Here is a 26,167-nt window from a genome sequence, read left to right as displayed (position 1 = left end):
TCCTCCCTCACGCCTGCTCGTCGCTGCTGGTCATGACCGTGTAGAAGATCCACGACAGCAGCAGGATGATCAGGAAGTAGATGAGCGACATCGCCGCCGCCGGCCCCAGGTCGAACTGGCCGATCGCCATCTTGACGAGGTCGATCGACAGGAAGGTCGTCGAGTTGCCGGGCCCGCCGCCGGTGACGACGAACGGCTCGGTGTAGATCATGAAGCTGTCCATGAAGCGCAGCAGGAAGGCAATCAGCAGCACGCGCTTCATCTTCGGCAGCTGGATGTGGCGGAAGACGGCCCAGCGCGAGGCGCCGTCGATCTTGGCGGCCTGATAATAGGCGTCCGGAATGGAGACGAGACCGGCATAGCACAGCAGCACGACAAGGCTGGTCCAGTGCCAGACGTCCATGACGATCAGCGTCACCCAGGCGTCGAAGACGTCGTTGACGTAGTTGTAGTCGAGGCCGAGGGCGGACAGCGTGAAGCCCAGCAGACCGATGTCGACCCGGCCGAAAACCTGCCAGATCGTGCCGACCACGTTCCACGGAATGAGCAGCGGCAGCGCCATCAGCACGAGGCAGACCGGCACGCCGATCCCCTTCTTCGGCATGTTGAGCGCGATCAGGATGCCGAGCGGGATCTCGATCGACAGGATGATGGCGGAGAAGAGCAGGTTGCGGCCGAGCGCCTGCCAGAAGCGGTCGGAGTGCAGGATCTCGACGAACCAGTCGGTGCCGGCCCAAAAGAACTGGTTGTTGCCGAAGGTGTCCTGAACCGAATAGTTCACCACCGTCATCAGCGGGATCACGGCCGAAAACGCCACCAGCAGCAACACCGGCAGCACCATGAACCAGGCCTTGTTGTTCCAGGTCTTTTCCATGGATCAGGCCTCCCTGCCGACGCGCCAGGAATTGGCGTAGATGTTGATGGCGGACGGATCGAAGCTGACGCGCGGATCGGCCGGGATCTCGCCGTCTTCGGGAACGACGATCGAGATCGGGTTGCCGGCAAATTCCGCGCGGACGATCTTCTGCCGGCCAATGTCCTCGACCTTATTGACGCGGACATGCATGCCCTCGCGCCCAAGCCGGACGAACTCCGGGCGGATGCCGAGTTCCGTCGTCGCATTGGCGGCGACCTGCGGACGGAAGTCGAGCGCGATCGTGTCGGTGCCGATCGTCACGTTGCTTCCGTCGATCGTCGCCGGCAGCACGTTCATGCCGGGCGAACCGATGAAGTAGCCGACGAAGGTGTGGCTCGGGCGCTCGAACAGCTCCGCCGGCGTTCCGATCTGCACGATCTGGCCGTCATACATGACGACGACCTTGTCGGCGAAGGTGAGCGCTTCGGTCTGGTCGTGGGTGACATAGACCATGGTGAAGCCGAACTGGCGGTGCAGCTTTTTCAGCTGCGAGCGCAGCACCCACTTCATGTGCGGGTCGATGACGGTCAGCGGCTCGTCGAATAGGATGGCGTTGACGTCGCTGCGCACCAGTCCACGGCCGAGGGAAATTTTCTGCTTTTGGTCGGCAGTCAGCCCGCGCGCCTTCTTCTTCGCCCAGCCGCCAAGGCCGGTCATGTCGATGATCTCGCGCACGCGCCGGTCGACTTCGGTCTCGGGCACGCCGCGGTTGCGCAGCGGAAAGGCGAGATTGTCGTAGACCGTCATCGTGTCGTAGATGACCGGGAACTGGAAGACCTGGGCGATGTTGCGCTGTTGGGTGGACAGGTTCGTGACATCCCGGCCATCGAACAGGATCCTGCCTTCGGAGGGTTGGAGCAGGCCGGAAATGATGTTGAGCAGCGTGGTCTTGCCGCAGCCGGACGGGCCGAGCAGCGCATAGGCACCGCCGTCGTTCCACTCGTGATGGACTTCCTTCAGCGCATAGTCGGCCTCCGACTTCGGCTTTTCGCCGTATGCGTGGCGGATATGTTCGAGATTGATGCGCGCCATGGCTTCCTCCTCACGCCGCTGCCGGGCCGGCGATGGCCCGGCCGTCCGGGGCGAACGCCATCAGGTGGCGCGTGTCGACATAGACGGTGATCTGGGCATCGGGCTCGATGTCGTGGATGCCGGGCGCGAGCATCACCCAGCGCGTGTCGGCGAACTCGACGTGGATGAAGCTCTCCGAACCGGCAATCTCCGAGATCGCCGTGCGGACCGGCACCGGCGCGGCCACGGGCGTCTGGGGTTTGAGAGCCAGGTGATGCGGCTGGAAGGCGACGGTGCACGGCCCATCCGGGATTCCGGCGAGGTGCGCCGGCACCGGCAGGACCGTCTCTCCCTCGAGCACGAAATGACCGTTTGCCTTGATCAGCGCAAACGTGTTCAGCGGCGGATCGGCGAAGGTTTCGGCCGTAGTCAGGTCGACCGGGCGGCGATAGATGTCGATGGTGGGAGCAAACTGGGTGATGCGCCCTTCCGACATGGTTGCCGTGTTGCCGCCGAGAAGAAGCGCTTCGGACGGCTCGGTCGTCGCGTAAATGAAGATCGCTCCGGAGGCGGCAAAAATCTTCGGCAATTCCTCGCGCAGTTCCTCTCGGAGCTTGTAGTCGAGATTGGCGAGTGGCTCGTCGAGCAGGACGAGGCTGGCGTTCTTCACGATCGCGCGCGCCAGCGCGGTACGCTGCTGCTGTCCGCCGGAGAGGTTGAGCGGGGTACGATCGAGATAGGGGGTGAGCTTGAGGAGGTCGGCCGCCTTGCGCACTTCGCGATCGATCGTGGCGCGGTCGGCACCCTTGATGCGCATCGGCGAGGCGATGTTCTCGTAGACCGTCATCGCCGGGTAGTTGATGAACTGCTGGTAGACCATGGCGACGCTGCGGTCCTGCACGCGCATGCCGGTCACGTCCTTGCCGTCGAACCAGACGGAGCCGAAGCTCGGCTTGTCCAGGCCCGCCATGAGGCGCATCAGCGAGGTCTTGCCGGACAGCGTCGGGCCGAGCAGCACGTTCAGCGAACCGCGCTCGAGCACGAGGTTGGTGGGATGGATGTGCGTCTCCCCGCCCGCGACCTTCGTGATGTCTCTAAGTTCAAGCATTCATGTCTCCAACGTTCCCCCTGCCATCGGAATGCGCACTAGTTTGGTGCCTGCTCTGCCTTCACCATGTAGCTTTCGAGCGCCTCCGCTTCGTCGGCGCTAAGCTGCAATCCCCGCTTGGTGCGGCGCCACAACACATCCTCGGCGTGTCGCGCCCATTCTTCCCGCATCAGCCAGAGAACCTCAAGTTCATAAAGGTCGCAGCCGAAATGCTGCCCGAGATCTTCGATCGACCTTGCTTCGCCAAGCATCGTGGCGGCACGCGTGCCGTAGAGGCGCACCAGCCGTCTCGCATGCGAGGGAGACAGAAAGGGATAGGTGCGCGACAGTTTGCCGACTTCGGCGTCGAACGCCTCGACGCCAAAATCCCCGCCGGGCAGCCGCGAGACGGCTGTCCACTTTCCGCCCTTCTCGCCGATGGCCTCGCCGATCTTGTCGAGGGCGGCTTCCGCAAGCCGCCGATAGGTGGTGAGCTTGCCGCCGAAGACGTTGAGCAGCGGCGCCTGGCTACCGTTTCCATCGACCTTCAGCACGTAGTCGCGCGTGGCTTCCTGCGCCTTGCTCGCGCCGTCGTCGAACAAGGGACGGACGCCGGAATAGGTCCAGACGATGTCAGCCCTTGTCACCGGCTCGACGAAATACTCGCTTGCGGAACGGCAGAGATAATCGATCTCCTCGTCGCTGATGCGGACATCGCGCGGATCGCCGTCATAGTCGCGGTCGGTGGTGCCGATCAGCGTGAAATCATCCTGGTAGGGAATGGCGAAGATGATGCGCCCGTCCGGATTCTGGAAGAAGTAGGCGCGCGGATCGGAAAACTTCTTGCGAACGACGACGTGGCTGCCCTGGACGAGGCGGACATTGTGCACGTTGTTCTGTCCCAGCGCGCCGGCAAGCACCTTGTCGACCCAGGGGCCGCTGGCGTTGACGAGCATCCGCGCCTTGACCGTCTCCCGGGCACCGGAGGCGACGTTTTCGGTTTCCACGTCCCAGTGCCCGTTTTCGCGCCGGGCCGAGACAACGCGCGTGCCGACGCGAATGTCGGCGCCACGATCGGCGGCGTCGCGGGCGTTCAGCACCACAAGGCGCGCATCGTCGACCCAGCCGTCGGAATACTCGAACGCCTTGGTGAAAAGTCTCTTCAGCGGTTGTCCGGACGGATCGTGACGCATGTCGAGGGTACGCGTCGCCGGCAGCAGCTTGCGGCCGCCGATATGATCGTAAAGGAAGAGGCCAAGGCGGATCAGCCAGGCCGGCCGGATGCCGCCCTTGTGATAGGGCAGCACGAAGCGCATCGGCCGGATGACGTGCGGCGCCATGGCCCAGAGCACCTCACGCTCCATCAGTGCCTCGCGCACCAGGCGGAACTCATAGTGCTCCAGATAGCGCAAACCGCCATGGATGAGCTTGGTGGAGGCGGACGAGGTGCCGGCAGCCAGATCCTTCATCTCGGCCAGCACGACGGAGTAGCCACGGCCGGCGGCGTCGCGCGCGATGCCGCAGCCGTTGATCCCCCCGCCAATGACAAAAATGTCGCTGACCACTTCGACTGCCAATCGTTTTCCCTCTCAATTTCGCAATGCACAAATGAACGCACTTGCGAAAGTCAGGAAAGTTAAAACGAAAATTTTTCGAATGTCAAACGAATGTGGAAGGAAGATCCGATCAGCCGCTCGCGTCGCCCGCGGATGTCTCGATCAGCCGCACGTCCTGGCTGGCGCAGATGTCGCGGATGTTGTCGAGCGGACACCGGTCGGTGATGAAGGTGTGCACCTGCGACAGGTGGCCGATGCGCACCGGCGCGGTCCGCTCGAACTTCGTCGAATCGGAGACCAGGATGACGTGGCGGGCATTGGCGATGATCGCCTGAGCCACCTTCACTTCGCGATAATCGAAGTCGAGCAGGGCGCCGTCTTGGTCGATCGCGGACACGCCGATTACCGCATAGTCGACCTTGAACTGGCGAATGAAATCGACGGTCGCCTCGCCGACAATGCCGCCATCCGCGCCGCGCACGACGCCGCCGGTGATGACCACCTCGATCGAGAGGAAGCCGCGCAATTTATTGGCGACATTGATGTTATTGGTAATGACCATCAGTTCCCTGTGGTCGAGCAAGGCCTCGCTGACGGCTTCCGTGGTTGTGCCGATGTTGATGAAGAGCGAGGAGTTGTCGGGAATCATCGCTGCGGCTGCCTTGCCGATCGCCTGTTTTTCCGGGGCGGCGATCGATCGGCGTGCCTCGTACTTGACGTTCTCGTTGCCGCTAGGAAACAGCGCGCCACCGTGAATGCGGGTCAGGGCCTTGTTGTCGCACAGATCGTTCAGGTCCTTGCGGATCGTTTGGGGGGTGACGGAGAAGCGGGCGGCGAGGTCTTCCACCAGCACCCGGCCTTCCGTCCTTGCAAGGTCCAGGATCTCTGCCTGGCGACCTGTCAGATACATCGATTCTCTCCTGCGCTTTCGTTTTTGTTCATCATATGCAAAAACGAAAGCGCTGCAATTCTCCTGCCGCGCGCAGTTGGTGTGCGCAGAAATATTTGTGATACTGGTGCGGTCACCTCCGGGACCGTAGACCGATTGGGAGATCGCCATGTTTCATCCGGCCTTGTTCAAGGGTGTTAACGTCGTCATCACCGGGGCCGGGCGGGGCATCGGCCTCGAGGTTGCGCGCCAGTTCCTCGATTGCGGGGCGCACGTGCTGCTGCACGGCGGACGCGAGCCGCTTGCGGCCGTTCCGGACTTTCTCGAGGAGGCGCTCGAGGAGGCGCGGGCGCACATCGTCCATGCCGATTTCCTGACGTCGCAGGGCGTTTCCGAGGTTGCCCGTTATGCCGACAACCTCTTCGAGCAGGTGGATGTGCTGATCAACAATGCCGGCACGATGGTCGGTCGTTTTGCCGCCGATGCCTTGACCGACGAGCAATACCAGGCCGTGGTGCGGCTCAACCAGACGTCCGTCGTCGAGATGACCCGGGCGATGCTGCCGGCGCTGCGTCGTGCGACCAATGCCGCGATCGTCAATACCGTCTCGATCTCGGCGCTGACCGGGGGCAGCCCGGGTTCGGCGGTCTATTCGGCGACCAAGGCTTTCGTCTCGACCTACTCGAAGGCCCTGGCGCGCGAACTCGCGCCCGACGGCATCCGGGTCAACTGTGTCTCGCCGGGAACGATAGCGACCGATTTCCATGCACGCTACTCGACGCCGGAGAAGCTGGAGGCGACGCGCAAGTCGATACCTCTGCAGCGTCTCGGAACGGCTCAGGACTGCGCGCCGGCCTATCTGTTTCTCGCCTCGCCTACGCTTTCGGGGTACATTACCGGGCAGGTGCTGGAGGTAAACGGCGGCCAACTGATCTGCTGATGCCAAACCGCAACGCTGCCGCGAAAAAGTAGCTGCCCGCCGCGCGCTTCCCCCTTGCGCCATATTTCGCGTGCACCAGATCAAGTTGCGCGGGCGCCGTGGTTGGACGTGCCGATTTCGGGTCAGGAGGGCAGATGAAGCAGTTCATGAACCCTGGGGCGGATGACATCGCAACCGTCGACCTGTTCTTCGATCAGGCAAAGAAGGCCAGCCGCTTTCTGAAGGCGCTTTCCCACGAGACGCGGCTGCTGATCCTGTGCCTGCTGACGGAAGGCGAGAGGGCGGTCGGCGAGATCGAGGCGATCCTCGGTCTGCCGCAGGCTGTCGTCTCGCAACAGCTCGCCCGCCTCCGTCAGGATCAGATCGTTGTCACCCGTCGCGATGGCCGCCAGGTGTTCTACAGTCTCGCCGACGAGAATGTCAGCGCGATCATGGGCACGCTCTACGAGACTTTCTGCCGGCCGATGGCCGCGCGTGAACGGGGCGCATGAGCTTTCGCGGGTCTACTTGCGGACGTCGATCACCGCCCGTCCCCGGATCTTGCCTTCGAGAATGGCCGGGCCGAGGGTCGGCAGATCGGCCAGCCCATATTCGGTGACCATGTCGTCCAGCTTGTCATGCGGCAGGTCGGTGACGATGCGGCTCCAGGCGTCGATCCGTTCATCGCGCGGGCGCATTACCGAATCGATGCCAACCAGACAGACGCCGCGCAGGATGAAGGGGATCACGGTGAAAGAGGGCACCGCCGCGCTGGCCGCAAGCCCGATCGAGGCGACGGCGCCGTCGTATTTCACCTGCTTGAGCACTCGCATCAGCATCTCTCCGCCCACCGAATCGATGGCGCCGGCCCAGCGTTCGGATTCCAGCGGCTTTGCGGACGCTTCGGCCAGTTCGGCGCGGTCGATAATCGTCTCGGCGCCAAGCTCGCGCAGATAGGCGGCCGCTTCTGGCCGGCCGGTGACGGCCGCGACGCGATAGCCGAGGCGGGCGAGAATCGCCACCGCGACCGAGCCGACGCCGCCGGCGGCTCCCGTCACCAGGATCTCGCCCTTGGGCGGCGAGAGGCCGGCCTTCTCCAGGGCCATCACGGCAAGCATCGAGGTCAGCCCGGCGGTGCCGATCGCCATGGCCTCGCGCGTCGTCAGCTCATCCGGAAGCGGCACCAGCCAGTCGCCTTTCACCCTGGCGCGGCTGGCATAGCCACCCCACCAGGTTTCGCCCACGCGCCAACCGGTCAGCACCACCTTGTCGCCGGGGAGATAGCGAGGGTCGCCGGATGACACCACCGTGCCAGCGAAATCGACCCCAGGCACATGCGGGAAGCTGCGCACCAGTCCGCCCTTGCCGGTAATGCAGAGCCCGTCCTTGTAGTTCAGCGTCGAATATTCGACTGCGACGGTCACGTCGCCGTCCGGCAGGCGGTCGTCCTGCAGGTCTTGCACGGACGCCGAGATCGCGCCGTCCTCCGCCTTCTCAACCAGGAGTGCTCTAAAAGTCATTGCCAGTTCCTCCGCCTGCCTTCTTTCTATATCCCCATTGCTTGGTCGTGCCAGTGTTCTTTTGTATGAGGGCAGGGCGGCAAGGTAGGGACGAGCCCCATGATCGACAAGCTGGAATACTTCATAGCGCTTGCCCGAGAGCGGCACTTCGCGAGGGCGGCTGATGAGCTCGGCATTTCCCAGCCGACGCTGTCGGCGGCCATCCGCCAGTTGGAGGACCAACTCGGCGTCGTGCTCGTCAATCGTGGCTCCCGCTTCCAGGGGCTCACGCCGGAAGGCCAGCGTGTGCTGGAATGGGCGCGGCGCATCGTTGGCGACGCGCGCACGATGCGCGAGGAGATGCGGGCGGCGCGGAAGGGGCTTTCCGGTCACATCCGCCTGGCCGCCATCCCCACGACGCTTGCCATGGTTCCGCGCATCACCGCCCCCTTCCAGGAGAAGCATCCCGACGTGACGTTTTCCGTGCTCTCCGCCAATTCGCTGCAGATCCTCAGCCTCCTGGAGAACCTGGAGATCGACGCAGGTCTCACCTACCTGGAAAACGAGCCACTCGGGCGCGTGACCAGCGTGCCGCTGCATGCGGAGCACTACCACCTGATCACCGCAAAGAACGGTCCGCTGGCGGATCGCGATAGCGTGACCTGGAAGGAAGTGGCCGACGTTAGGCTTTGTCTATTGACTTCCGACATGCAGAACAGGCGTATCATCAATCGTCATTTTGCCGAGGTCGGCGTGACAGCGCAGCCAACGCTCGAGTCAAATTCGATGATCGTCCTGTTCTCGCATGTCCGAACCGGGCGTTGGTGCAGTATAATGCCGCGAAATGTCGCGCTTTCTTTCGGTTTTCGTGACGAGATCAAAATAGTTTCGATTGTCGATCCCGCCCCGCATCATCTCGTCGGCCTGGTTGCGACGCATCGTGAGCCATTCACGCCACTGGTGTCGGCCCTGTTGCATGAGGCGCGGATTCTGGCTGAGCATGGGCTGGAGCAATAGAAAAAAACTATCAAGTGACGGGATAGCCTTATTGACCCCTCCAGTCTTCCCTGAGAAGCTGTTTCGATAAGGGGTGGAGATCGACAGGGTTCCGTTCTTCCCCTTCGGTTTCAAGGCATTGGGCCCGATTTTCCGCTGCTTAGCAGGCGGCAGGCCTTTGTCATTCGGGAGGTCTGCGCATGAATCTGCACGTTTCCGGCGATGTCGGGACGAGAACATCGGCCATCATCGGCGCACTCAGGGAGCTCGAGGGCCCGCTGCTGCCGATCCTGCACGAGATCCAGGCCGAATTCGGCTATGTCCCGCAGGAAAGCCTGCCGGTGATCGCCCGCGAGCTGAACCTGTCGCGCGCCGAAGTGCATGGCGTCGTCACCTTCTATCACGATTTCCGCGAACGTCCCGCCGGCCGGCACGTGCTGAAGCTCTGTCGTGCCGAGGCCTGCCAGTCGATGGGAGGTGACGCGGTCGCCGAAAAGATCAAGGCACTGCTCGGTATCGATTTCCACCAGACGACGTTGGACGGCGCGGTCACGCTCGAGCCGGTCTACTGTCTCGGTCTCTGTTCCTGCGCGCCGTCGGCGATGCTCGACGGCGAGGTGCATGGCCGCCTCGACGCCGCCGCTGCCGCTGAGCTCGTTCAGGAGGCGCGTCGATGACCGTCAAGATCTACGTCCCCCGTGACACGGCCGCCCTTGCGCTCGGCGCAAACAAGGTGGTGGCGGCCATCGAAACCGAAGCCGCGGCGCGCGGCCTCGATGTCGCGATCGTCCGCAACGGCTCGCGCGGCATGCACTGGCTGGAGCCGCTGGTCGAGGTCGTGGTCGATGGCGAGCGGATCGCCTATGGTCCGGTAAAGCCCTCGGATGTGCCCTCCCTGTTCGATGCGGGTTTTGTCTCCGGTGCGGCGCATCCGCTGTGCCATGGCTCGACGAAGGACATTCCTTTCCTGAAGCAGCAGACGCGCCTCACCTTCTCGCGCTGCGGCATTACCGATCCGCTCTCGCTCGATGACTATCGCCGGTTCCGCGGCCTGACGGGCCTGGAGAAGGCGGTCGCCATGGCGCCGGCCGATGTCGTCAAGGAAGTCACCGACAGCGGCCTGCGCGGCCGCGGCGGCGCCGGCTTCCCGACCGGCATCAAGTGGAAGACGGTTCTCGACGCCGCCGGCGATCGCAAATACATCGTCTGCAACGCCGACGAGGGCGACAGCGGTACCTTCGCCGACCGCATGATCATGGAGGGCGATCCCTTTGTGCTGATCGAGGGCATGGCGATCGCCGGGCTCGCGACCGGCGCCACCAAGGGCTACATCTACACCCGCTCCGAATATCCGCATGCCATCGCCATCATGAGCGAGGCAATCGAGATCGCCCGCAAGGCCGGCGTCCTCGGTCCGTCGGTGCTCGGTTCGGGGCGCGCCTTCGACATGGAGGTGCGTGTCGGTGCCGGCGCCTATGTCTGCGGCGAGGAAACCTCGCTGCTGAACAGCCTCGAGGGCAAGCGCGGCGTCGTTCGCGCCAAGCCGCCGTTGCCGGCCCACAAGGGCCTGTTCGATTGTCCGACGGTGATTAACAACGTCATCTCGCTCGCTTCCGTGCCGGTCATCCTCGACCAGGGCGCGGCGTACTATCGCGACTTCGGCATGGGCCGGTCGCGCGGCACGATCCCGATCCAGATCGCCGGCAACGTCAAGCACGGCGGCCTCTACGAGACCGCCTTCGGCCTGTCGCTCGGGGAGATCGTCGATCACATCGCTGGCGGTACCGCGTCGGGGCGGCCGGTCAAGGCAGTGCAGGTCGGCGGGCCGCTCGGCGCCTACTTCCCGCGCGCGCTGTTCGACACGCCCTTCGACTACGAAGCTTTTGCCGCCAAGGACGGCCTGATCGGTCACGCCGGCATCGTCGTCTTCGATGACACCGCCGACATGCTGCACCAGGCCCGTTTCGCCATGGAATTCTGCGCCATCGAAAGCTGCGGCAAGTGCACGCCCTGCCGCATCGGCTCGACTCGCGGCGTCGAGGTGGCCGACAACATCGCCCGTGGCATCGAACCGGAGAAGAACCGCGAACTGCTGACCGACCTCTGCAACACCATGAAGTTCGGTTCGCTCTGCGCGCTCGGCGGCTTCACGCCCTACCCGGTGATGAGCGCCATGACCCATTTCCCGGAAGATTTTTCACCCGCACCTGCCGTGCAGGCGGCCGAGTGAGGGAGGAGAAAAGCCAATGACCCTTATCAAGGAAATCGACTTCGGCACGCCCGCCTCCAAGTCGGAAAAGATGGTGACGCTGACGATCGACGGGCGCGAGGTCACCGTGCCGGAGGGCACCTCGATCATGCGCGCCTCGATGGATGCCGGGATCGAGATCCCGAAGCTCTGCGCCACCGACATGGTCGACGCCTTCGGCTCCTGCCGGCTCTGCCTCGTGGAGATCCAGGGCCGTGCCGGCATGCCGGCCTCCTGTACCACGCCGGTCGCACCGGGGCTCGTCGTCTCGACCCAGACATCGCGGCTGAAGGATGTCCGTCGCGGCGTGATGGAACTCTATATCTCCGACCACCCGCTCGACTGTCTCACCTGTGCCGCCAACGGCGACTGCGAGTTGCAGGACATGGCGGGCGCCGTCGGCCTGCGCGACGTCCGCTACGGCTATGACGGCGAGAACCACGTCAAGGCCCGCACCGACGGCGCCATCAACATCAAGTGGCAGCCGAAGGACGAATCGAACCCGTATTTCACCTTCGATCCGGCCAAGTGCATCGTCTGTTCGCGCTGCGTGCGAGCCTGCGAGGAAGTCCAGGGCACCTTCGCGCTGACGATCGAAGGCCGGGGCTTCGACAGCCGGGTTTCCGCCGGTATGCATGAGGATTTCGTCTCCTCCGAATGCGTCTCCTGCGGCGCCTGCGTGCAGGCCTGCCCGACGGCGACCCTGACGGAAAAGTCCGTCATCGAGATCGGCCAGCCGGAGCACTCGGTGGTCACCACCTGCGCCTATTGCGGCGTCGGCTGCTCGTTCAAGGCGGAGATGCGCGGCGAGGAACTCGTGCGCATGGTGCCGTGGAAGGACGGTCAGGCGAACCGCGGCCATTCCTGCGTCAAGGGCCGTTTCGCCTACGGCTACTCGACCCACAAGGACCGCATCCTCAACCCGATGGTCCGCGAGAAGATCACCGATCCCTGGCGCGAAGTGAGCTGGGAAGAGGCCCTGTCGCACGTGGCGAGCGAGTTCCGCCGCATCCAGTACCAGTATGGCCGCGATTCCATCGGCGGCATCACCTCGTCGCGCTGCACGAACGAGGAAACCTTCCTCGTGCAGAAGCTGATCCGCGCCGGCTTCGGCAACAACAACGTCGACACCTGCGCCCGCGTCTGCCACTCGCCGACGGGCTACGGCCTCGGCCAGACCTTCGGCACTTCGGCCGGCACGCAGAATTTCGATTCAGTCGAGGAGACCGACGTCGTCATCGTCATCGGCGCCAACCCGACAGACGGTCACCCGGTCTTCGGCTCCCGCCTGAAGAAGCGGTTGCGCCAGGGTGCGAAGCTGATCGTCATCGATCCGCGCCGCATCGATCTCGTCAAGGGTCCGCACGTCGAGGCAAGCTACCATCTGCCGCTGAAGCCCGGCACCAACGTCGCCGTCGTCACCGCCCTTGCCCATGTCATCGTCACCGAAGGGCTTTTTGACGAGCAGTTCATCCGCGAGCGTTGTGACTGGTCCGAATTCGAGGACTGGGCTTCCTTCGTTTCGGAGGAACGGCACAGCCCGGAGGCCGTCGAGGCGCTCACCGGCGTTTCGGCCGAGCTGGTCCGCGGCGCGGCCCGACTGTTTGCCACCGGCGGCAACGGCTCGATCTATTACGGCCTCGGCGTCACCGAGCACAGCCAGGGCTCGACCACCGTCATGGCCATCGCCAACCTCGCCATGGCGACCGGCAACATCGGCCGTCCGGGCGTCGGCGTGAACCCCTTGCGCGGCCAGAACAACGTGCAGGGCTCCTGCGACATGGGCTCGTTCCCGCACGAGTTGCCGGGCTACCGCCACATCTCCGACGATGCGACGCGCGAGATCTTCGAAAAACTCTGGGGCGTGAAGCTCAACGAAGAGCCGGGCCTGCGCATCCCGAACATGCTCGACGCCGCCGTGGAAGGCACGTTCAAGGGCATCTACATCCAGGGCGAGGACATCCTGCAGTCCGATCCCGATACCAAGCACGTCTCGGCCGGTCTCGCAGCGATGGAATGCGTCGTCGTGCAGGACCTGTTCCTGAACGAGACGGCGAACTATGCGCATGTCTTCCTGCCCGGCTCGACCTTCCTTGAGAAGGACGGCACCTTCACCAACGCCGAACGCCGTATCAATCGGGTGCGCCGGGTCATGACGCCGCGCAATGGCTATGCCGACTGGGAAGTCACCCAGAGGCTCGCCCAGGCGATGGGTCTTGCCTGGAACTACAAGCACCCCTCCGAGATCATGGACGAGATTGCCGCGACGACGCCGAGCTTCGCGCTGGTGTCCTACGACTATCTCGAAAAGATGGGCTCGGTGCAGTGGCCCTGCAACGAGAAGCATCCGCTAGGTTCGCCGATCATGCACGTGGACGGTTTCGTGCGCGGCAAGGGCAAGTTCATCCGCACCGAATATGTGGCGACGGACGAAAAGACAGGGCCGCGCTTCCCGCTGCTTCTGACCACCGGCCGTATCCTCAGCCAGTACAATGTCGGCGCGCAGACGCGGCGTACGGAAAACGTCGTCTGGCACGACGAGGACCGGCTGGAGATTCATCCGCACGACGCCGAGAACCGCGGCCTCCGCGACGGCGACTGGGTGCGGCTCGCCAGCCGCGCCGGTGAAACGACGCTGCGCGCGCTGATCACCGATCGCGTGGCGACCGGAGTGGTCTATACGACCTTCCATCATCCGGACACGCAGGCGAACGTCATCACCACCGACTTCTCCGACTGGGCGACGAACTGCCCGGAGTACAAGGTGACCGCGGTGCAGGTCTCGCCCTCCAACGGCCCGTCCGAATGGCAGGTCGAGTACGGCGAGCAGGCCCGCCAGTCGCGGCGGATCGCCGGCAAGCTGGAGGCGGCGGAGTAGGGTCGGGATGTGTCGATGACGCAATTCAGCACGACCACCAGGGTTCCCGAGCTGGCCCGGCGCGCCGGGCGGCTTGAGGAGCGGGCGCGCACTGTTCCTGAAGAGGTTCCGGTCGCCTTCACCTATCATGGCTCGACCCATGCGGTGATGATGGCAACACCGGGGGATCTCGAGGACTTCGCGGTCGGCTTCAGCCTGACGGAGGGCATCATCGCTGGTGCCGACGAGATCGAGTTGGTCGAAGTCGTCGCGGAAGAGAAGGGCATCGACCTGCAGATCCGCCTCGCCGACGCACAAAGCACGGCGCTGACCGCCCGGCGTCGCCATATGGCGGGGCCGGTCGGCTGCGGGCTGTGCGGCATCGAATCGATCGAGCAGGCCGTTCGGGTGACGCCGTCGGTGCGGACGTCGGCGCTGGTGCTGACGGAGAGCGAGGTCGTCGAAGCCGTGCGCCTTCTGAACGGCCAACAGCCTCTGCACATGGAGACGCACGCCGTCCATGGTGCTGCCTTCTTCGTTCCGGGTAAGGGGCTGATTGGCGTGCGCGAGGACGTTGGCCGGCACAATGCCCTGGACAAGCTTGCCGGTGCGGCTGCCCGCGCCGGCTATCGCGGCAGCGCGGGGGCGGTCGTCGTTACCAGCCGAGTCTCCGTCGAAATGGTGCAGAAGACGGCCGTCGTCGGCAGTCCCTTCATCATTGCGATCTCGGCGCCCACCGCGCTTGCCATCCGCACGGCCGAAGAGGCCGGTATGACGCTGATCGCGCTGGTGCGCGGTGACGAGTTCGAAATTTTTACAGGCGCCGAGCGCGTGGTGTCGTCTTCGGGCGATGCCGGACGCCGGGTCGTCAACAGGTAGGAAACAGTTCATGTCGAACGAAGCAAAGCTGGTCCGCATGGCCAATCAGATCGCCACCTTCTTCCATTCCCAGCCAGGAGAGGACGGGCCGAAGGGGGTCGCCACCCATATCAACAAGTTCTGGGAGCCGCGCATGCGCCGCCAGTTCTTTGCGATCGTGGAAAATCACCGTGGCGAAGGGCTGGATCAGATGGTGCTCGACGCCGTGCCGCTGATTCGCCGCCCTCCGCCGCCCTCAGTGGGCAGCAACGCCTCCAGCGGCTGACGTCCGTTCCTTCCGGTCTATGCCCGGACCAGTTTCGGGATCAGGAAACCGGTCCGGCGGCGATAGGCCTCGTACTCGATCGCCAGCGGCGTGGCGGCGAATTTGCTTTCCTCGCCTTTCGCCGCGACAACGTAGATGACCACGAAGGCGAGCACCGGAAGGGCTGCCCACAGGGTCCAGGTCGCAATCGCCCACCCGGTCCAGAAGATGATGTAGGACGTGTAGAACGGGTGCCGTACGAGACGATACGGCCCGATCGTGACGAGGCTGTCCGGCTTATCGGGGTCGAAGGCAAAGCGCAGGCGGGCCTTGCGGGAGGCCGAAATCGCCCACCAGAAGAGCACTGTGGCCGCAACTTCGAGACCAAGGCCGACCAGTTGCGCGGCAACCGGCTGCTGCCGGCTCCAGAGGAGATAAAGAAAACAGAGTGTCGTCAACGTCACCGCGGCCGACACGACCTTCATGCCGGCCGGCATGCGCGGCGACGAAAAATGTCCGCGCAACGACCAGGTGTAGAAGCCGACAACGATGACGCTCACGCAGGTAACTGCGATATCCAGTGCTGTTTCCATTCCCCTGTCGGCGCTGCCGACCCCCTCTTGTACGGTATCGAACCATATCCGCGCTCGGACGCTGCCGCAATGCGGCTCGAAGATATCCGTACCGCGTAATCGTCGCCGCACCTCGCGTTTGGCGGCACCGCCGCGCCGCCAGCCTTAGCGTCTCGTTCATGATCGACGTGTATCCTCCGGGAGCGATTCCGCGCGGCGCGCGGCGTTCTCATCGGGACTTGGATGATGGTGTTCAACATTCGGACGATCGTGACCCGTCACGGAGCCGTGCGCTACAGCGACACGGGTGGGTCCGGATTCCCGATCCTGCTGATCCATGGCTCCAGCTTCTCCCGGCGGGTGTTCGAGAAGCAGTTCGACAGCGGGCTCGCCGGGCGCTGGCGGCTGATCGCCGTTGATCTGCCGGGGCACGGCGATTCGGAGGACGCACGCGATCCGAGGTCCGCCTACACGGTCACCGGCTTCGCTGACTGCCTGGAGGAAATTGCCGAAGCCCTTGATCTGAAGCGGCTTGCCATTTTCGGCTGGTCGCTCGGTGGCCATGCCGCAATAGAGTGGATGAACCGCAGCACGCGCATTCGCGGGCTGATGCTTTGCGGCGCGCCGCCGATGCCACGGGGTTTGATCGGAATGTTCCGGGCCTTCCATCCGTCGCGGGATCTTCTTCTGACCTCGAAGCAGACCTTCAGCGAGCGTGATGCCGCGCGCTTTTCCTCCCTATGCTTCGGTTCGGTCGAATCCGCCCCTTACCAGGATCTCGTCCTGCGAGCGGACGGCCTGGTCCGATCGGTCTTTGCACAAAGCCTTGCGCGCGGGGAGGGCGCCGACCAGCGACGCGCTGTCGAGACAGCGTCGATTCCTATCGCCATCGTGGCCGGGGCCGACGATCCTTTCGTAAAGCTTGGCTATCTTTCCGGGATTCACCTTCCGGGCCACTTTTCCGACGAGACTATCGTCATCGACGGTGCCGGACATGCGCCCTTCTGGGAGCGGCCGGACGTCTTCAATCCCATCCTCGACCGTTTCCTCGACACCGTCGCCGCCGATACGGCGGCTGCCTGGCAGGCGCACGTCCGCCGCGTGACGGCGCGCGCAAGGGGATAGCATTCCTAGCCAGCGTTTCGACGAGGACGAACGAGGTCGGCGTGCGCCCCGAAAATCGAGTGCCCGGAGCCCGTCCAAAACGTCAAAAGCCGCCTGATCTTTCAATCGGGCGGCTTCGGCAGATCAGGTTGTGCTTTCAGGCTCAGGCCGCCATTTCCTCGACGTCGCGCTCCTTGAACATGCGCGCCAGATTGAGGAAGCAGATCATGCCGTTTTCGTGGGCGATGATGCCTTCGGCATAGACCTTGTCGAAGGAGGTCGTGACTTCCGGAACGGGCTGGATCTGGTCGGCACGAATGGTGAGGATGTCCGACACGCGATCGACGACGAGGCCGACCACCATGTTGTGCACCTCGGCGACGACGATGGCGCTGCGCTCGTTGGCCTCGGTGCTCTTCATGCCGAGCTTGTGGGCAAGGTCGATGATCGGAATGACGGTGCCACGCAGGTTCATGACGCCGATGACGTCGGGGGGCGAATGCGGAATCGGCGTCGATGGTGCCCAACCGCGGATCTCGCGGATCGTGGTCGTCTTGACGCAGAATTCCTGATCATGCAGCCGGAAGGCGATGATCTCGAGGGTTTCGCCGGCGAAGCCGGCCGTGTTGAAGGTCGTCATGGGAGAGTCGTGCCTCATCTAACCGCGCTGTATGGCTTGCAGGCGATGAGGATAACCGCGGCGAGGTTAAGGATTGCTCAACCGGCACGCCGACCCGCACGGGGCGGGCCGGCGTCGTGGCGGCGGGGGATCTGGCGGAGTCCCGATGCCACAGTCAGTCGCGCAGCACGGCTGCGAACTGCTCGACGGCCCAGTCGACCTGGTCGGCGTTAATGACGAGCGGCGGGGCGATGCGGATCGTATCGCCATGGGTATCCTTGGCGAGGATGCCGCGCTCCTTCAGCGCCTCGCAGTACTTGCGCGCACCGCCGGCGGCCGGGTCGAGTTCGACCGCGAGCATCAGGCCGCGCCCGCGCACCTCCTTGATGATGTTGGAGCGAATCTCGGTGAGGCCCTTCTGGAAGCGCTCGCCCATGCGGGCGGCGTTGCCGATCATGTCCTCCTCGGTCAACACGCGCAGCGCAGCGCGGGCGATGGCGCAGGCGAGCGGGTTGCCGCCGAAGGTCGAGCCGTGCTGGCCGGGCTTGAGCACGCCGAGCACCTCGCTGTTAGAGAGCACCGCCGAGACCGGATAGAAACCGCCTGACAGCGCCTTGCCGACCAGCGTCACGTCGGCCTCGATCTTCTCGTGCTCCTCGGCAAGCAGTTTGCCGGTGCGGCCGAGGCCGGTCTGGATCTCGTCGAGGATCAGCGTGATGCCATGCCTGGTGCAGAGCTCGCGCACGGCGGCGAAATAGCCCGCCGGCGGGATGAGCACGCCGGCCTCGCCCTGGATCGGTTCGACCAGGAAGGCAACGGTGTTTTCGGTGATCGCCGCCCGGAACGCGTCGATATCGCCGAAGGGCACGTGCTTGAAGCCGGGGGCGAACGGGCCGAAGCCTTCGCGTGCATCCGGATCGGTCGAGAAGCCAACGATCCCCATGGTGCGGCCATGGAAGTTGTCGTTGCAGACGATGATCTCGGCTTTGTCCCGGGCAACGCCCTTGACCTCGTAGCCCCATTTGCGGACGGCCTTGATCGCCGTTTCCACGGCCTCGGCGCCCGAGTTCATCGGCAGCACCTTGTGCGAGCCGGTGAGCGCTGCGATCTCCTCGTAGAAGGGGGCGAGCTGTTCGTTGCGGAAGGCGCGCGAGGTGAGCGTCAGCTTCTTCGCCTGCTCGACCATCGCCGCGAGAATCTTCGGGTGGCAATGGCCCTGGTTGACCGCAGAATAGGCCGAGAGGCAGTCGAGATATCGGTTGCCGTCCACGTCCCAGACATGGACGCCTTCGCCGCGGGAAAGCACGACGTCGAGCGGCTTGTAGTTGTGGGCGCCGAGCCGGTGCTCGGTTTCGATCAGGCTTGCGGTCGTGGGTGTCATCGGTTCCTCCGGATTGTCAGGCGCTGCGTGTCGGTCGATCGAGCACACGGCGACCAAAAAGGCTTGCGGTCAGTTCGACAAGGATGCGGGCGCTCTTGCCGCGGTCGTCGAGGAAAGGGTTCAACTCGACGAGATCGAGCGAGGCGACGAGGCCGCTGTCGCAGAGCATCTCCATGATCAGGTGCGCCTCGCGGAAGGTGGCGCCGCCCGGAACGGTGGTGCCGACGCCCGGCGCGATCTCGGGGTCGAGAAAATCGACGTCGAGGCTCACGTGCAAGAGCCCGTCGGCGCGGCGAACGGTGTCGATGATCTCGTGCATGATGCCGGCCATGCCGGTCTCGTCGACGGCGCGCATGTCGTAGACATTGACGCCGTGCTCGGCGATCTCCTCGCGCTCGCGCTCATCGACGGAGCGGATACCGACCTGGAAGACGTTCTTCGGGTCCACCAGCGGCCGGCCGGCGGCAAGGATCGGCGCGAACTCGGCCTCGCCGCAGAAAAAGGCGACCGGCATGCCATGCATGTTGCCGGACGGCGAGGTCTCGGGCGAGTTGAAATCGGCATGCGCATCGAGCCACAACACGAACAGCGGCTTTCCGACGTCCTTGGCATGGCGCGCCATGCCGGAGACGCTGCCCATCGAGAGCGCGTGATCACCGCCGAGGATCAGCGGAAACCGCCCCGCGCGCGCGGCCTCGTGCACCGCCGCATCGAGCGCGCGTGTAAAGGCCGCCACCGTTTGCAGATTGTTGGCGCGCGGGTGACTGGCGAGGTCGCGGGCCGGCAGTGGCTGCAGGTCGCCCTCGTCGACGATGGCGTGGCCGAGCTCGCCCAACGTGGTATCGATGCCGGCGATCCTCAGTGCTGTCGGTCCCATGGCGGCGCCGCGGCGGCCGGAGCCTTCCTCGAGTGGCGCGCCGATCAGCGCGATGGTTTGCTTCTGTGCCATCATGTCAAGTCCCCGCAGAGCGTGCGTTCGTTCTTTCCGGTCCGCCGGATTTGGCGCGATTATTGCCCTTCACCGCGTTGGCAAAAAGGGGATAAACTGACAAATAGAAGGCCGAAAACTGCATAATGGAAAGCAGGTGAGAGCAGAATGATAAGTCTGGACGATCTCGATCACGCCCTCATCAGCGCGCTTCGTCACAATGCGCGCATGCCGGTCTCGTCGCTGGCGGCAATGACCGGTGCGTCGCGGGCGACGGTGTCGGCGCGGATCGACCGCCTGGTGCAGTCGGGCACGATCGCGGCGTTCACGATCCGCACCGGCGCGGAACTCAGTGGCAGCGGCGTTCGCGCGATCGTGATGATCGAGGTACTGGGGAAAATGGCCGACCGCGTGGCGGCGCAGCTGCGCGGGCTACCGCAGGTCCGCGCTCTTCATTCGACCAATGGTCGCTGGGATTTCATCGCCGAGTTGGAGGACAAAGACCTTGGCACCTTCGACGAGACGCTGCGGCGCATCCGCCTGATCGACGGCATCAACTCGACGGAGACGAACATTCTCTTGAAGACGACCAAGAACGTGCTCGCGTAGCGGCCCCGATAACGGAGGGCCAACTGCTCGCTAGACGAAGGTGCGCCTTCAATACTCCTTCTCATAGAATATCCCGGCGGCGCCGGCGCCGTTGCTGCCGGCTTCGCCGCGCAGCTTTACGCCCTTGCCGATGTCCAGGTTGATCGCCGCCTTGCCGCCGCCGGTCTCCGGATCCTGCTTCAGCTCCAGATAGGTGCGGTCGTTCAGGTATTTGCCGGCCGAAACCTGGGCCCGGCCCTGGGCGTCGGTGGTGATGTCGAGGTCATCGATGCCGAGCCTGCTGCGAAGTCCGTTGAGCAGCGAACCGCCACCGCCGCCGCCGGCGAGATCGGCGACCGCTGCCGCGAGCTGGGCAATCTGGAAGGCGGAGAGGTTGTTCATCGAGCGGCCAAAGATCAGGCGTGCCAGGATCTCGTCCTGTGGAAGGGCCGGCGACGAGGTGAAGGTGACGGATGGATTGTTGGCCGGCCCGGCGATGTTGATGTTGATCGTCGTGGCGCTGACGCTGGAGGTCGCGACGAAATTGATCGTCGGGACGAGGCCGCCGGTGAAGCCGATGTGGCCGCTCGTGAAATCGAGCCGCTTGGCAAGGATTTCCAACCGCCCGCGCAGCAGATCGAAGCCGCCGGAAACGATGGGACTGAGTGAGGTGCCGCGCAGGGTCAGGCTGCCGCCGAGTTCTGCGTTGATGCCGCGGCCGCGCACGAAAATCCGGCTCGGCGCATCGATCCGCAGGTCCAGCCCGATACCGCGCACCTCGCCGGAGCCGCCACCCTGATCACCGCGGAGCGCTGCCGCCATCGCCTTGACGTCGGCCGGCGCGTTGCGATGCTTGATGTCGATCTCGGCAAGCGACCCCGGCAGTTGCTGCGGGATGGTAATGTTGGCTCGCCGGATGTCGATGCGGCCGCCGAGAACCGGGCTGGCGAGCAACGGTCCTCTGACCGTCAGCTCACCGGTGAGGTTGGCCGTCACCAGCCGGCCGTCGACATAGGTGACGTCGTTCAGCCTGATCGACAGATCGGCCGGGAAATTGGACCCCGGGACGATGCCGATGGAACCGGTCGCGGAGATCTGGCCGCCGGTGGCGACGCGGCCGGTCAACTGCTGGATCACCGCCTGCCGGCCGTCCAGCACCACGCGGGCCGTCAGGTTTTCGATCGAGACATTGCGCCTCACATCGACCAGTTGGCTGCCGGAGGTCGTAATCGTGCCGGTGATAGAAGGGCTTCTCGCAGGCCCCCTGACGGCGAGGTCGACCGTGGCATTGCCGGTCAGCATGAAGCCCTGCTGGGCGAGTGGCCCCTGCAGGAGTGCGAAGGGCAAGGTGCCGGAGACGGTCAGGTCGAGGGTCATATTGCCCGTGACACCCGCGGTACCGCCGCCCCTGAAAGCGAGTCCGTTCGGACCGGTGAGCCTCGTTTGAACCTGCACGACGTTGTTGGCGAACTGCCCATCGGCGCCGATGGTCAGCGGGCCAACGCCGGCAGAGCGGGTCTGGGTTGTCGCCGCATTGCTCCAGGTCAGGGCGTAACTCACCTGTGGTGCCGCAGCCGTACCCTTGACGTTCACCGTGCCGCCGATCGAGCCCTCCGCCCCGAGGCCGGCAGAGAAGGTGTTGGCCAGGCTGGCCGGCACGGCATTGACCCTGACGGCGAGGCTGAGGTTTTCACCCGCGGTGCCGCTGACGGCGATGCTGCCGCTGCCGGTCCGGATCGTGAAGTCGTTCATCGCGACCGCATTGCCCCGGACTGTCAGGACTGCGGGCCGGTCGAGCCGAACGGCAATGCCGCGCGGGGTGGCCTGGAAGGCATCGAGCCCGATCGCCATGCCGCTCTGCTGTTGCTCCACCGAGCCTTTGACCGCAAGCGGCGCGCCATCGTAGCGGGCGTCGAGATTGAACAGGGTCTTGGCGCCCTGCTGAGAGAAATTCAGTGCCAGCGCGTCCACTCGGTTGGTGCCGGAGGCAACCGTCTCGGCACGAACGCTGCCGGAGATGGCGAGCGAGCGAAGATCGCCGGTTTTCAGGTCGATCCGCGGCTGGACGATTCGGAACTGGTCCCGTGTGATGCCGGAGCCGGACGCCTGGACCGAGATTGCCGTCTTGCCGTCCACCGCGGCGATGCTGGCCGATCCGGCAAGGTCGCCCCTTGCCTGTTGGCCGGCCAGCGCCGCCAGCAGTCCGATGTCGGGGAAATCAAACTTGACGGTGCCGTCCGGCAGTAAGTTCGCATCCAGTTTCAGGGCGCCGGTCAGCACGTTGTCGCCGATGCGCGCGTCGATCGACGGAATGGATATCCTGCCGTTCTCGGAAACGACGCTGGACTTGACGTTGATCGCCTGGCCACCGATCGCGCCCGTCGCGGTCAGGTTGCCGGACGGCCTTGCCCGGTCGGCCGTGCCGTCGAGCGTGACGACGAGGTCGCTCAGCGTGCGGCCGGCGAGTTCCGCGCCGCTTGCCTGCAGTTCGGCCTTCACGCCGAGTGCTGCAAGTGGCCCAGTCGCCGTCGCCTCAAAGGTTGCCTTGCCCTTGGCGTCGGCGAGCAGCTTTGAGAGATTGGGCAGCGTGCCGGACAGGCTGGCTTCAAGGGTCTCTCCGGCAAGCTTCGCCGTTCCGTTCGCCATGATCGTGCCGGAGGCAAGGTCGAAGGACTGGACGTTGATTGCTCCATCCGCCCCGCGGACGATATCCGCCGTGAATTGGAGAGGCGTGTCGAAGCGGGCGGACAGCGCAGGCGGCAGCGCCGTTGCCGCGACGCTTGCCTCGACCTTTGCCGCAGCCGAAGCGTCTTCCGTGACGAAGTGGCCATCGGCTTTGACGTTCAGGCCGGTGCCGTCGATGGCAACGTCGTTGAAGTCGATGCGCTGCGGGGTGACCGAGAGAGATGCCGTTGCGTTCAGCGGCGCCTGGAGCAGCCGGTTGGCGTCAGCGTTCGAAAGGTCGACCACCGCGGCCGAGATGCCCGCTTTGAGGTTGCCTCGGCGGTTGATCAGGTCGAAAGCATCGCTTGTGACGACGACGTCGGCGCCCGACACCGACCCCTGCGGCGCCTGTGCCGATGCAACCGTTGCCGCAAGCGATATCGCCGCTGCTTTCAACTCACCGGAAAGCGTCAGCTGCGCCGTCTCGATGCGAGCGACCGCTTCGCCGTCCTCGGTGGGAACCCGGTACTCCGCGGGGCCCCCGTTGGCTCCGCTCAGGTTGATCGCAAGGCTGCTTTTGCCGGCCGGGTTGGCGGAACCGGAAATGGCGATGACGCCATCACCGGCATTGATCGCGAAATTGTCGAAGGAGATGTTGCCGTCGAGAATGGAGATCGAGGCCGCTTCCTTCAGCGACAGCGGCATGCCGGCGACCGCTGCATCCAGGGTCCTGAGCGCAATGACGGTCGCCGCATCCTGCCGGGCGACGTCGCCCTTAAGCGCCAGCGGCGCGTTCTCGTAGCGGCCGGCGATGTCGAAGCCGGTGATGCTTCCCGAATGCGTGAAGGTGACAATCGGGGCTTCCAGGTCGTTTTCGCCGACGCGGGCAAGATCGGCGCGGAGCGTGCCGGAGACGGCCGTAGACCTCAGGTCCTCGATGGTGGCGTCGAGAACCGGTTTGAAGATTGCCGCGGTGTCGCGGCGGATCTCGGTTCCGGTCGCGGCGACCACCAGGGATCCCTTGCCGTTCGCGTTGGCAAAGGTCAGCGTGCCGGCGAGGTCGCCGGTTGCGCTCTGGCCGGCGAGCGTTGCCAGCGTCGACAGATCAGGGAAATCGAAGCGGATCGTGCCGTCCGGAAAAAGACCTTCGCCAAGCGTCAGCGCGCCGTTCAGCTTGTTGTTGCCCACAATCGCCTCGAGCGTCGGCACCGAAATTTGGCCGGCGTTGGAGACGACGCTGGACCGCATGTTGATCGGCTGGCCGTTCATGGAGGCGGTCAAGGTGAAGTCGCCGGCGGGCGCTGTCGCGGATGCCTTGCCGTTGAGGTCGATGGCAATGTTGTCGAGTGTCCGGCCTGCAAGCCCCAATTGGGCAGACGTGATCTTCGCCTTTACGCTGGGCTCGATTATCGGGCCGCTCGCGGTTGCGTCGAAGGCGATCTCGCCGCTGCCGCCGGAGATGAAGGCGCCGGCATCGATCAGCCGGCCGACAAGCTTTGCCTGCAGGCTGCCCTTGCCAAGGCTCGCTTCTCCCGTCGCTTCCGCCGCGTTCGACTTGAGCTGAAGGTTCGAGAGCGACAAGGCACCACCCGCACCGAGCGCTGCCTCTCCCTTGAGCGCAATCGTTCCCTCCACCCGCGAAGCCATCGCCTCTGGCAGGATGTCCGGCAGCGCGAACAAATTGAAGGTGGCCGTTCCCGTCGATGGTGCCAGTTGATAGCTGCCCGTGATCTGGCCGCCGATGCTGCTGCTTTCGATGGCGACAGGGTCGAAGCTGAGTTGCTCGGGCGAGAAGGCAACGGCCGCGTTGACCTTCAGTGGCGTGCCGACGAGCCGTTCGAGACTGGGGTCGGACATGGCCGATCGTTCGGCGATCAGCGTCACGTTCGCATGTCCTGTTTTCGTCGAGACGTTCGTATCGGCGCTGCTGGCCGTCAGAAGGATGCTCTCCAGCTTTCCCTGCGGCGTTGCCGCGGAGGCAAGATTGACGTTCAGGTTGACGGCGGTCGCTTCGGCGGGACCCGAGGCGACCAGCTGAAGTCCGTAGACATCAGCTGCGAACTCGCCATTCGCGAGCGGCCAGCGGATCGGGATGGGCGTCGCGCTGTCGGCACCCGTCAGTCGGATGTTGAGGTTGTTTTCCCCCGTGGTCTGCAGCGAGCCGGCCGCGTTCAGCGACAGCGCGCCCGTCGTCACGAGGCCGCGCTCGATGCGCAGGATGCGACGGCCGTTGGTGGCGGCGGCCACGTCGATTGCCGTCGCGCCGGCGAAGAGCGGCCGCAGGTGCGGGGGCAGCAACGCCTCGAACGTGCCGCCGCCCTTGAGGGCGACGGTGTGAAGGCCGCTGGTGGACTGGTCGTGGCGCGCGTCGAGAGCGAGCACTTCGCTTCCATCGAGCGCCGCCGTCAGCCGCCCGGCCCATGCCGACAGCGGTCCATCGCCGGTCAGGCGCACGGCCACAGCGGGTTCGCCGGGAATGAGCAGCGCGCGGGCGAGCATGCCACCCGGCGGCTCGGTGATGTCCGCCTTCAGCAGGAGCTTGTCCTCGGCGGGGTCGAACACCAGGTCCACCAGTGCGGAGATGCCGGGCTGGTTCTTCGCCGTCAGGGCAAGGTTCAGCGCAATGCTCTTGCGGTCGAAGCCACCGCTACCGGAAAGGCGCAGGCGCTGTTCAATGCCGGCCACATCTGCGGCCAAGTTGATGTTCGGAACCTCGATGCTGTCGACCTGCACGGTGACGGGCAGGGAGAACGCCTTGCCGCCGGGTGCGGTGCTGGTTTCGCTTCCCCGAACCGGCCGGCGCGACATGAGCATATCGTTTGCGGTGAGGCGCTGGGCGTTGAACTGCAAGAACAGCAGATCGAGTGGCGACCAGTCGACAGCAACGTCGCGGATTTCCGCATAGCTGCCTTCCCGATCGCTAAGCGTGATCGCGCCGGCGCGGAAGCGGCCCGTCAACAGACCGGACGGTTCGGTAATCGCAATCCGGGTGTCGGAATTGGCGGTTGCATCTTCAATGAAAGAGGCGGCGAGCCGGGCGCCGGCGTCGGTGAAGCCGACAAAACCGATCACGCTCAGGAGGACCAGAACGAGGAGGGCGGCAACGTAGCCGACGTAGCGAAGCGCCTGCTGCAGGATTGTGAAGAACCGGCTCATGATTCAAGTCCTAAAGTATAACCCCGAAAACCGGAATCCCCGAACGGAAAGCAC

21 protein-coding genes are annotated in these 26,167 nt (G+C 64.7%); 10 read left to right on the top strand and 11 right to left on the bottom strand.

All coding sequences use genetic code 11. From position 1 onward, the window contains the following. Nucleotides 1-7 precede the first annotated feature (7 nt). The 5 genes from AC1DDS_RS04885 to AC1DDS_RS04865 all read right to left on the bottom strand — a co-directional run bounded on the left by AC1DDS_RS04885 (nt 8) and on the right by AC1DDS_RS04865 (nt 5,480). Nucleotides 8-874 carry a carbohydrate ABC transporter permease gene (locus AC1DDS_RS04885; RefSeq protein WP_477477858.1) on the bottom strand — a complete coding sequence of 289 codons (867 nt, stop codon included), beginning with the start codon at nt 872-874 and terminating at the stop codon, nt 8-10. A gap of 3 nt (nt 875-877) precedes the next feature. Next, nucleotides 878-1,948: an ABC transporter ATP-binding protein gene (locus tag AC1DDS_RS04880; RefSeq protein WP_477477857.1), complete on the bottom strand. Its 1,071-nt coding sequence runs from the start codon at nt 1,946-1,948 to the stop codon at nt 878-880. Nucleotides 1,949-1,958: 10 nt separating this feature from the next. Beyond that, the gene (locus AC1DDS_RS04875; RefSeq protein ID WP_477477856.1) at nt 1,959-3,035 is read right to left on the bottom strand and encodes an ABC transporter ATP-binding protein; all 1,077 of its coding nucleotides are present in this window, start codon (nt 3,033-3,035) and stop codon (nt 1,959-1,961) included. 38 nt (nt 3,036-3,073) lie between these two features. Continuing rightward, the gene (glpD, locus tag AC1DDS_RS04870; protein ID WP_477477855.1) at nt 3,074-4,591 is read right to left on the bottom strand and encodes a glycerol-3-phosphate dehydrogenase; all 1,518 of its coding nucleotides are present in this window, start codon (nt 4,589-4,591) and stop codon (nt 3,074-3,076) included. A gap of 109 nt (nt 4,592-4,700) precedes the next feature. Beyond that, nucleotides 4,701-5,480 (bottom strand): DeoR/GlpR family DNA-binding transcription regulator, encoded by a 780-nt coding sequence (locus AC1DDS_RS04865; RefSeq protein WP_477477854.1) that lies wholly within the window; start codon nt 5,478-5,480, stop codon nt 4,701-4,703. A gap of 148 nt (nt 5,481-5,628) precedes the next feature. Between AC1DDS_RS04865 and AC1DDS_RS04860 the strand changes: the two genes are divergently transcribed. Both AC1DDS_RS04860 and AC1DDS_RS04855 read left to right on the top strand, forming a co-directional pair. Next, a complete protein-coding gene (locus tag AC1DDS_RS04860) occupies nt 5,629-6,399 on the top strand; it encodes an SDR family NAD(P)-dependent oxidoreductase (protein ID WP_477477853.1) in 771 nt (256 codons plus the stop codon). Between the two features lie 134 nt (nt 6,400-6,533). Beyond that, the gene (locus AC1DDS_RS04855) at nt 6,534-6,890 is read left to right on the top strand and encodes an ArsR/SmtB family transcription factor (RefSeq protein ID WP_477477852.1); all 357 of its coding nucleotides are present in this window, start codon (nt 6,534-6,536) and stop codon (nt 6,888-6,890) included. 12 nt (nt 6,891-6,902) lie between these two features. On the opposite strand, the gene acuI is transcribed toward AC1DDS_RS04855, so the two are convergent. Continuing rightward, entirely contained in the window at nt 6,903-7,898 is a 996-nt protein-coding gene (gene acuI / locus AC1DDS_RS04850; protein ID WP_477477851.1) for an acrylyl-CoA reductase (NADPH), read from the bottom strand. Between the two features lie 99 nt (nt 7,899-7,997). Between acuI and AC1DDS_RS04845 the strand changes: the two genes are divergently transcribed. The 6 genes from AC1DDS_RS04845 (at nt 7,998) to AC1DDS_RS04820 (ending at nt 15,122) form a co-directional block, all read left to right on the top strand. Continuing rightward, the gene (locus tag AC1DDS_RS04845; protein ID WP_477477850.1) at nt 7,998-8,894 is read left to right on the top strand and encodes a LysR family transcriptional regulator; all 897 of its coding nucleotides are present in this window, start codon (nt 7,998-8,000) and stop codon (nt 8,892-8,894) included. A 179-nt stretch (nt 8,895-9,073) separates the two neighbouring features. Then, nucleotides 9,074-9,550: a formate dehydrogenase subunit gamma gene (locus AC1DDS_RS04840; protein WP_310413000.1), complete on the top strand. Its 477-nt coding sequence runs from the start codon at nt 9,074-9,076 to the stop codon at nt 9,548-9,550. Continuing rightward, on the top strand, nt 9,547-11,103 hold the full coding sequence (locus AC1DDS_RS04835) for a formate dehydrogenase beta subunit (protein WP_477477849.1): 1,557 nt from the start codon (nt 9,547-9,549) through the stop codon (nt 11,101-11,103). Before AC1DDS_RS04840 ends, AC1DDS_RS04835 begins: the two co-directional genes overlap by 4 nt. 16 nt (nt 11,104-11,119) lie before the next feature. Then, nucleotides 11,120-13,999: a formate dehydrogenase subunit alpha gene (gene fdhF, locus AC1DDS_RS04830; protein WP_477477848.1), complete on the top strand. Its 2,880-nt coding sequence runs from the start codon at nt 11,120-11,122 to the stop codon at nt 13,997-13,999. A 15-nt stretch (nt 14,000-14,014) separates the two neighbouring features. Beyond that, nucleotides 14,015-14,857: a formate dehydrogenase accessory sulfurtransferase FdhD gene (gene fdhD, locus AC1DDS_RS04825; RefSeq protein WP_477477847.1), complete on the top strand. Its 843-nt coding sequence runs from the start codon at nt 14,015-14,017 to the stop codon at nt 14,855-14,857. A gap of 10 nt (nt 14,858-14,867) precedes the next feature. Next, nucleotides 14,868-15,122 (top strand): formate dehydrogenase subunit delta, encoded by a 255-nt coding sequence (locus tag AC1DDS_RS04820; RefSeq protein ID WP_477477846.1) that lies wholly within the window; start codon nt 14,868-14,870, stop codon nt 15,120-15,122. A gap of 17 nt (nt 15,123-15,139) precedes the next feature. Here AC1DDS_RS04820 and AC1DDS_RS04815 read toward each other — a convergent pair whose 3' ends face one another. After that, nucleotides 15,140-15,694 (bottom strand): methyltransferase family protein, encoded by a 555-nt coding sequence (locus AC1DDS_RS04815; protein WP_310412984.1) that lies wholly within the window; start codon nt 15,692-15,694, stop codon nt 15,140-15,142. A 225-nt stretch (nt 15,695-15,919) separates the two neighbouring features. Between AC1DDS_RS04815 and AC1DDS_RS04810 the strand changes: the two genes are divergently transcribed. Then, entirely contained in the window at nt 15,920-16,798 is an 879-nt protein-coding gene (locus AC1DDS_RS04810) for an alpha/beta fold hydrolase (protein WP_477477845.1), read from the top strand. Nucleotides 16,799-16,940: 142 nt separating this feature from the next. Here AC1DDS_RS04810 and AC1DDS_RS04805 read toward each other — a convergent pair whose 3' ends face one another. From AC1DDS_RS04805 to rocF, 3 genes are all read right to left on the bottom strand, one after another. Beyond that, nucleotides 16,941-17,417, bottom strand: coding sequence for a chemotaxis protein CheW (locus tag AC1DDS_RS04805; protein WP_310412979.1), 477 nt, complete (start codon nt 17,415-17,417; stop codon nt 16,941-16,943). Between the two features lie 154 nt (nt 17,418-17,571). Next, on the bottom strand, nt 17,572-18,777 hold the full coding sequence (rocD, locus tag AC1DDS_RS04800; RefSeq protein ID WP_477477844.1) for an ornithine--oxo-acid transaminase: 1,206 nt from the start codon (nt 18,775-18,777) through the stop codon (nt 17,572-17,574). A 16-nt stretch (nt 18,778-18,793) separates the two neighbouring features. Continuing rightward, a complete protein-coding gene (gene rocF / locus AC1DDS_RS04795; RefSeq protein ID WP_477477843.1) occupies nt 18,794-19,726 on the bottom strand; it encodes an arginase in 933 nt (310 codons plus the stop codon). Between the two features lie 147 nt (nt 19,727-19,873). Between rocF and AC1DDS_RS04790 the strand changes: the two genes are divergently transcribed. After that, nucleotides 19,874-20,314, top strand: coding sequence for an Lrp/AsnC family transcriptional regulator (locus AC1DDS_RS04790; protein ID WP_477477842.1), 441 nt, complete (start codon nt 19,874-19,876; stop codon nt 20,312-20,314). 48 nt (nt 20,315-20,362) lie between these two features. Here AC1DDS_RS04790 and AC1DDS_RS04785 read toward each other — a convergent pair whose 3' ends face one another. After that, complete coding sequence (locus AC1DDS_RS04785) at nt 20,363-26,113, bottom strand: translocation/assembly module TamB domain-containing protein (RefSeq protein ID WP_477477841.1); 5,751 nt, start codon at nt 26,111-26,113, stop codon at nt 20,363-20,365. Between the last annotated feature and the right edge of the window lie 54 nt (nt 26,114-26,167).

It is taken from the genome of Mycoplana sp. 10N416, assembly GCF_056394765.1.
The sequence above is the reverse complement of the archived record's forward strand: the minus strand, read 5'-3'. Positions and strand labels throughout refer to the sequence as shown.

What these genes read in the sequence shown, in the direction of transcription:
- AC1DDS_RS04885 (WP_477477858.1), bottom strand. Translation starts at nt 874, where the DNA reads ATGGAAAAGACCTGGAACAACAAGGCCTGGTTCATGGTGCTGCCGGTG.
- AC1DDS_RS04880 (WP_477477857.1), bottom strand. Translation starts at nt 1,948, where the DNA reads ATGGCGCGCATCAATCTCGAACATATCCGCCACGCATACGGCGAAAAG.
- AC1DDS_RS04875 (WP_477477856.1), bottom strand. Translation starts at nt 3,035, where the DNA reads ATGCTTGAACTTAGAGACATCACGAAGGTCGCGGGCGGGGAGACGCAC.
- AC1DDS_RS04865 (WP_477477854.1), bottom strand. Translation starts at nt 5,480, where the DNA reads ATGTATCTGACAGGTCGCCAGGCAGAGATCCTGGACCTTGCAAGGACG.
- AC1DDS_RS04860 (WP_477477853.1), top strand. Translation starts at nt 5,629, where the DNA reads ATGTTTCATCCGGCCTTGTTCAAGGGTGTTAACGTCGTCATCACCGGG.
- AC1DDS_RS04855 (WP_477477852.1), top strand. Translation starts at nt 6,534, where the DNA reads ATGAAGCAGTTCATGAACCCTGGGGCGGATGACATCGCAACCGTCGAC.
- acuI (WP_477477851.1), bottom strand. Translation starts at nt 7,898, where the DNA reads ATGACTTTTAGAGCACTCCTGGTTGAGAAGGCGGAGGACGGCGCGATC.
- AC1DDS_RS04845 (WP_477477850.1), top strand. Translation starts at nt 7,998, where the DNA reads ATGATCGACAAGCTGGAATACTTCATAGCGCTTGCCCGAGAGCGGCAC.
- AC1DDS_RS04840 (WP_310413000.1), top strand. Translation starts at nt 9,074, where the DNA reads ATGAATCTGCACGTTTCCGGCGATGTCGGGACGAGAACATCGGCCATC.
- AC1DDS_RS04835 (WP_477477849.1), top strand. Translation starts at nt 9,547, where the DNA reads ATGACCGTCAAGATCTACGTCCCCCGTGACACGGCCGCCCTTGCGCTC.
- fdhF (WP_477477848.1), top strand. Translation starts at nt 11,120, where the DNA reads ATGACCCTTATCAAGGAAATCGACTTCGGCACGCCCGCCTCCAAGTCG.
- fdhD (WP_477477847.1), top strand. Translation starts at nt 14,015, where the DNA reads ATGACGCAATTCAGCACGACCACCAGGGTTCCCGAGCTGGCCCGGCGC.
- AC1DDS_RS04820 (WP_477477846.1), top strand. Translation starts at nt 14,868, where the DNA reads ATGTCGAACGAAGCAAAGCTGGTCCGCATGGCCAATCAGATCGCCACC.
- AC1DDS_RS04815 (WP_310412984.1), bottom strand. Translation starts at nt 15,694, where the DNA reads ATGGAAACAGCACTGGATATCGCAGTTACCTGCGTGAGCGTCATCGTT.
- AC1DDS_RS04810 (WP_477477845.1), top strand. Translation starts at nt 15,920, where the DNA reads ATGGTGTTCAACATTCGGACGATCGTGACCCGTCACGGAGCCGTGCGC.
- AC1DDS_RS04805 (WP_310412979.1), bottom strand. Translation starts at nt 17,417, where the DNA reads ATGACGACCTTCAACACGGCCGGCTTCGCCGGCGAAACCCTCGAGATC.
- rocD (WP_477477844.1), bottom strand. Translation starts at nt 18,777, where the DNA reads ATGACACCCACGACCGCAAGCCTGATCGAAACCGAGCACCGGCTCGGC.
- rocF (WP_477477843.1), bottom strand. Translation starts at nt 19,726, where the DNA reads ATGGCACAGAAGCAAACCATCGCGCTGATCGGCGCGCCACTCGAGGAA.
- AC1DDS_RS04790 (WP_477477842.1), top strand. Translation starts at nt 19,874, where the DNA reads ATGATAAGTCTGGACGATCTCGATCACGCCCTCATCAGCGCGCTTCGT.
- AC1DDS_RS04785 (WP_477477841.1), bottom strand. Translation starts at nt 26,113, where the DNA reads ATGAGCCGGTTCTTCACAATCCTGCAGCAGGCGCTTCGCTACGTCGGC.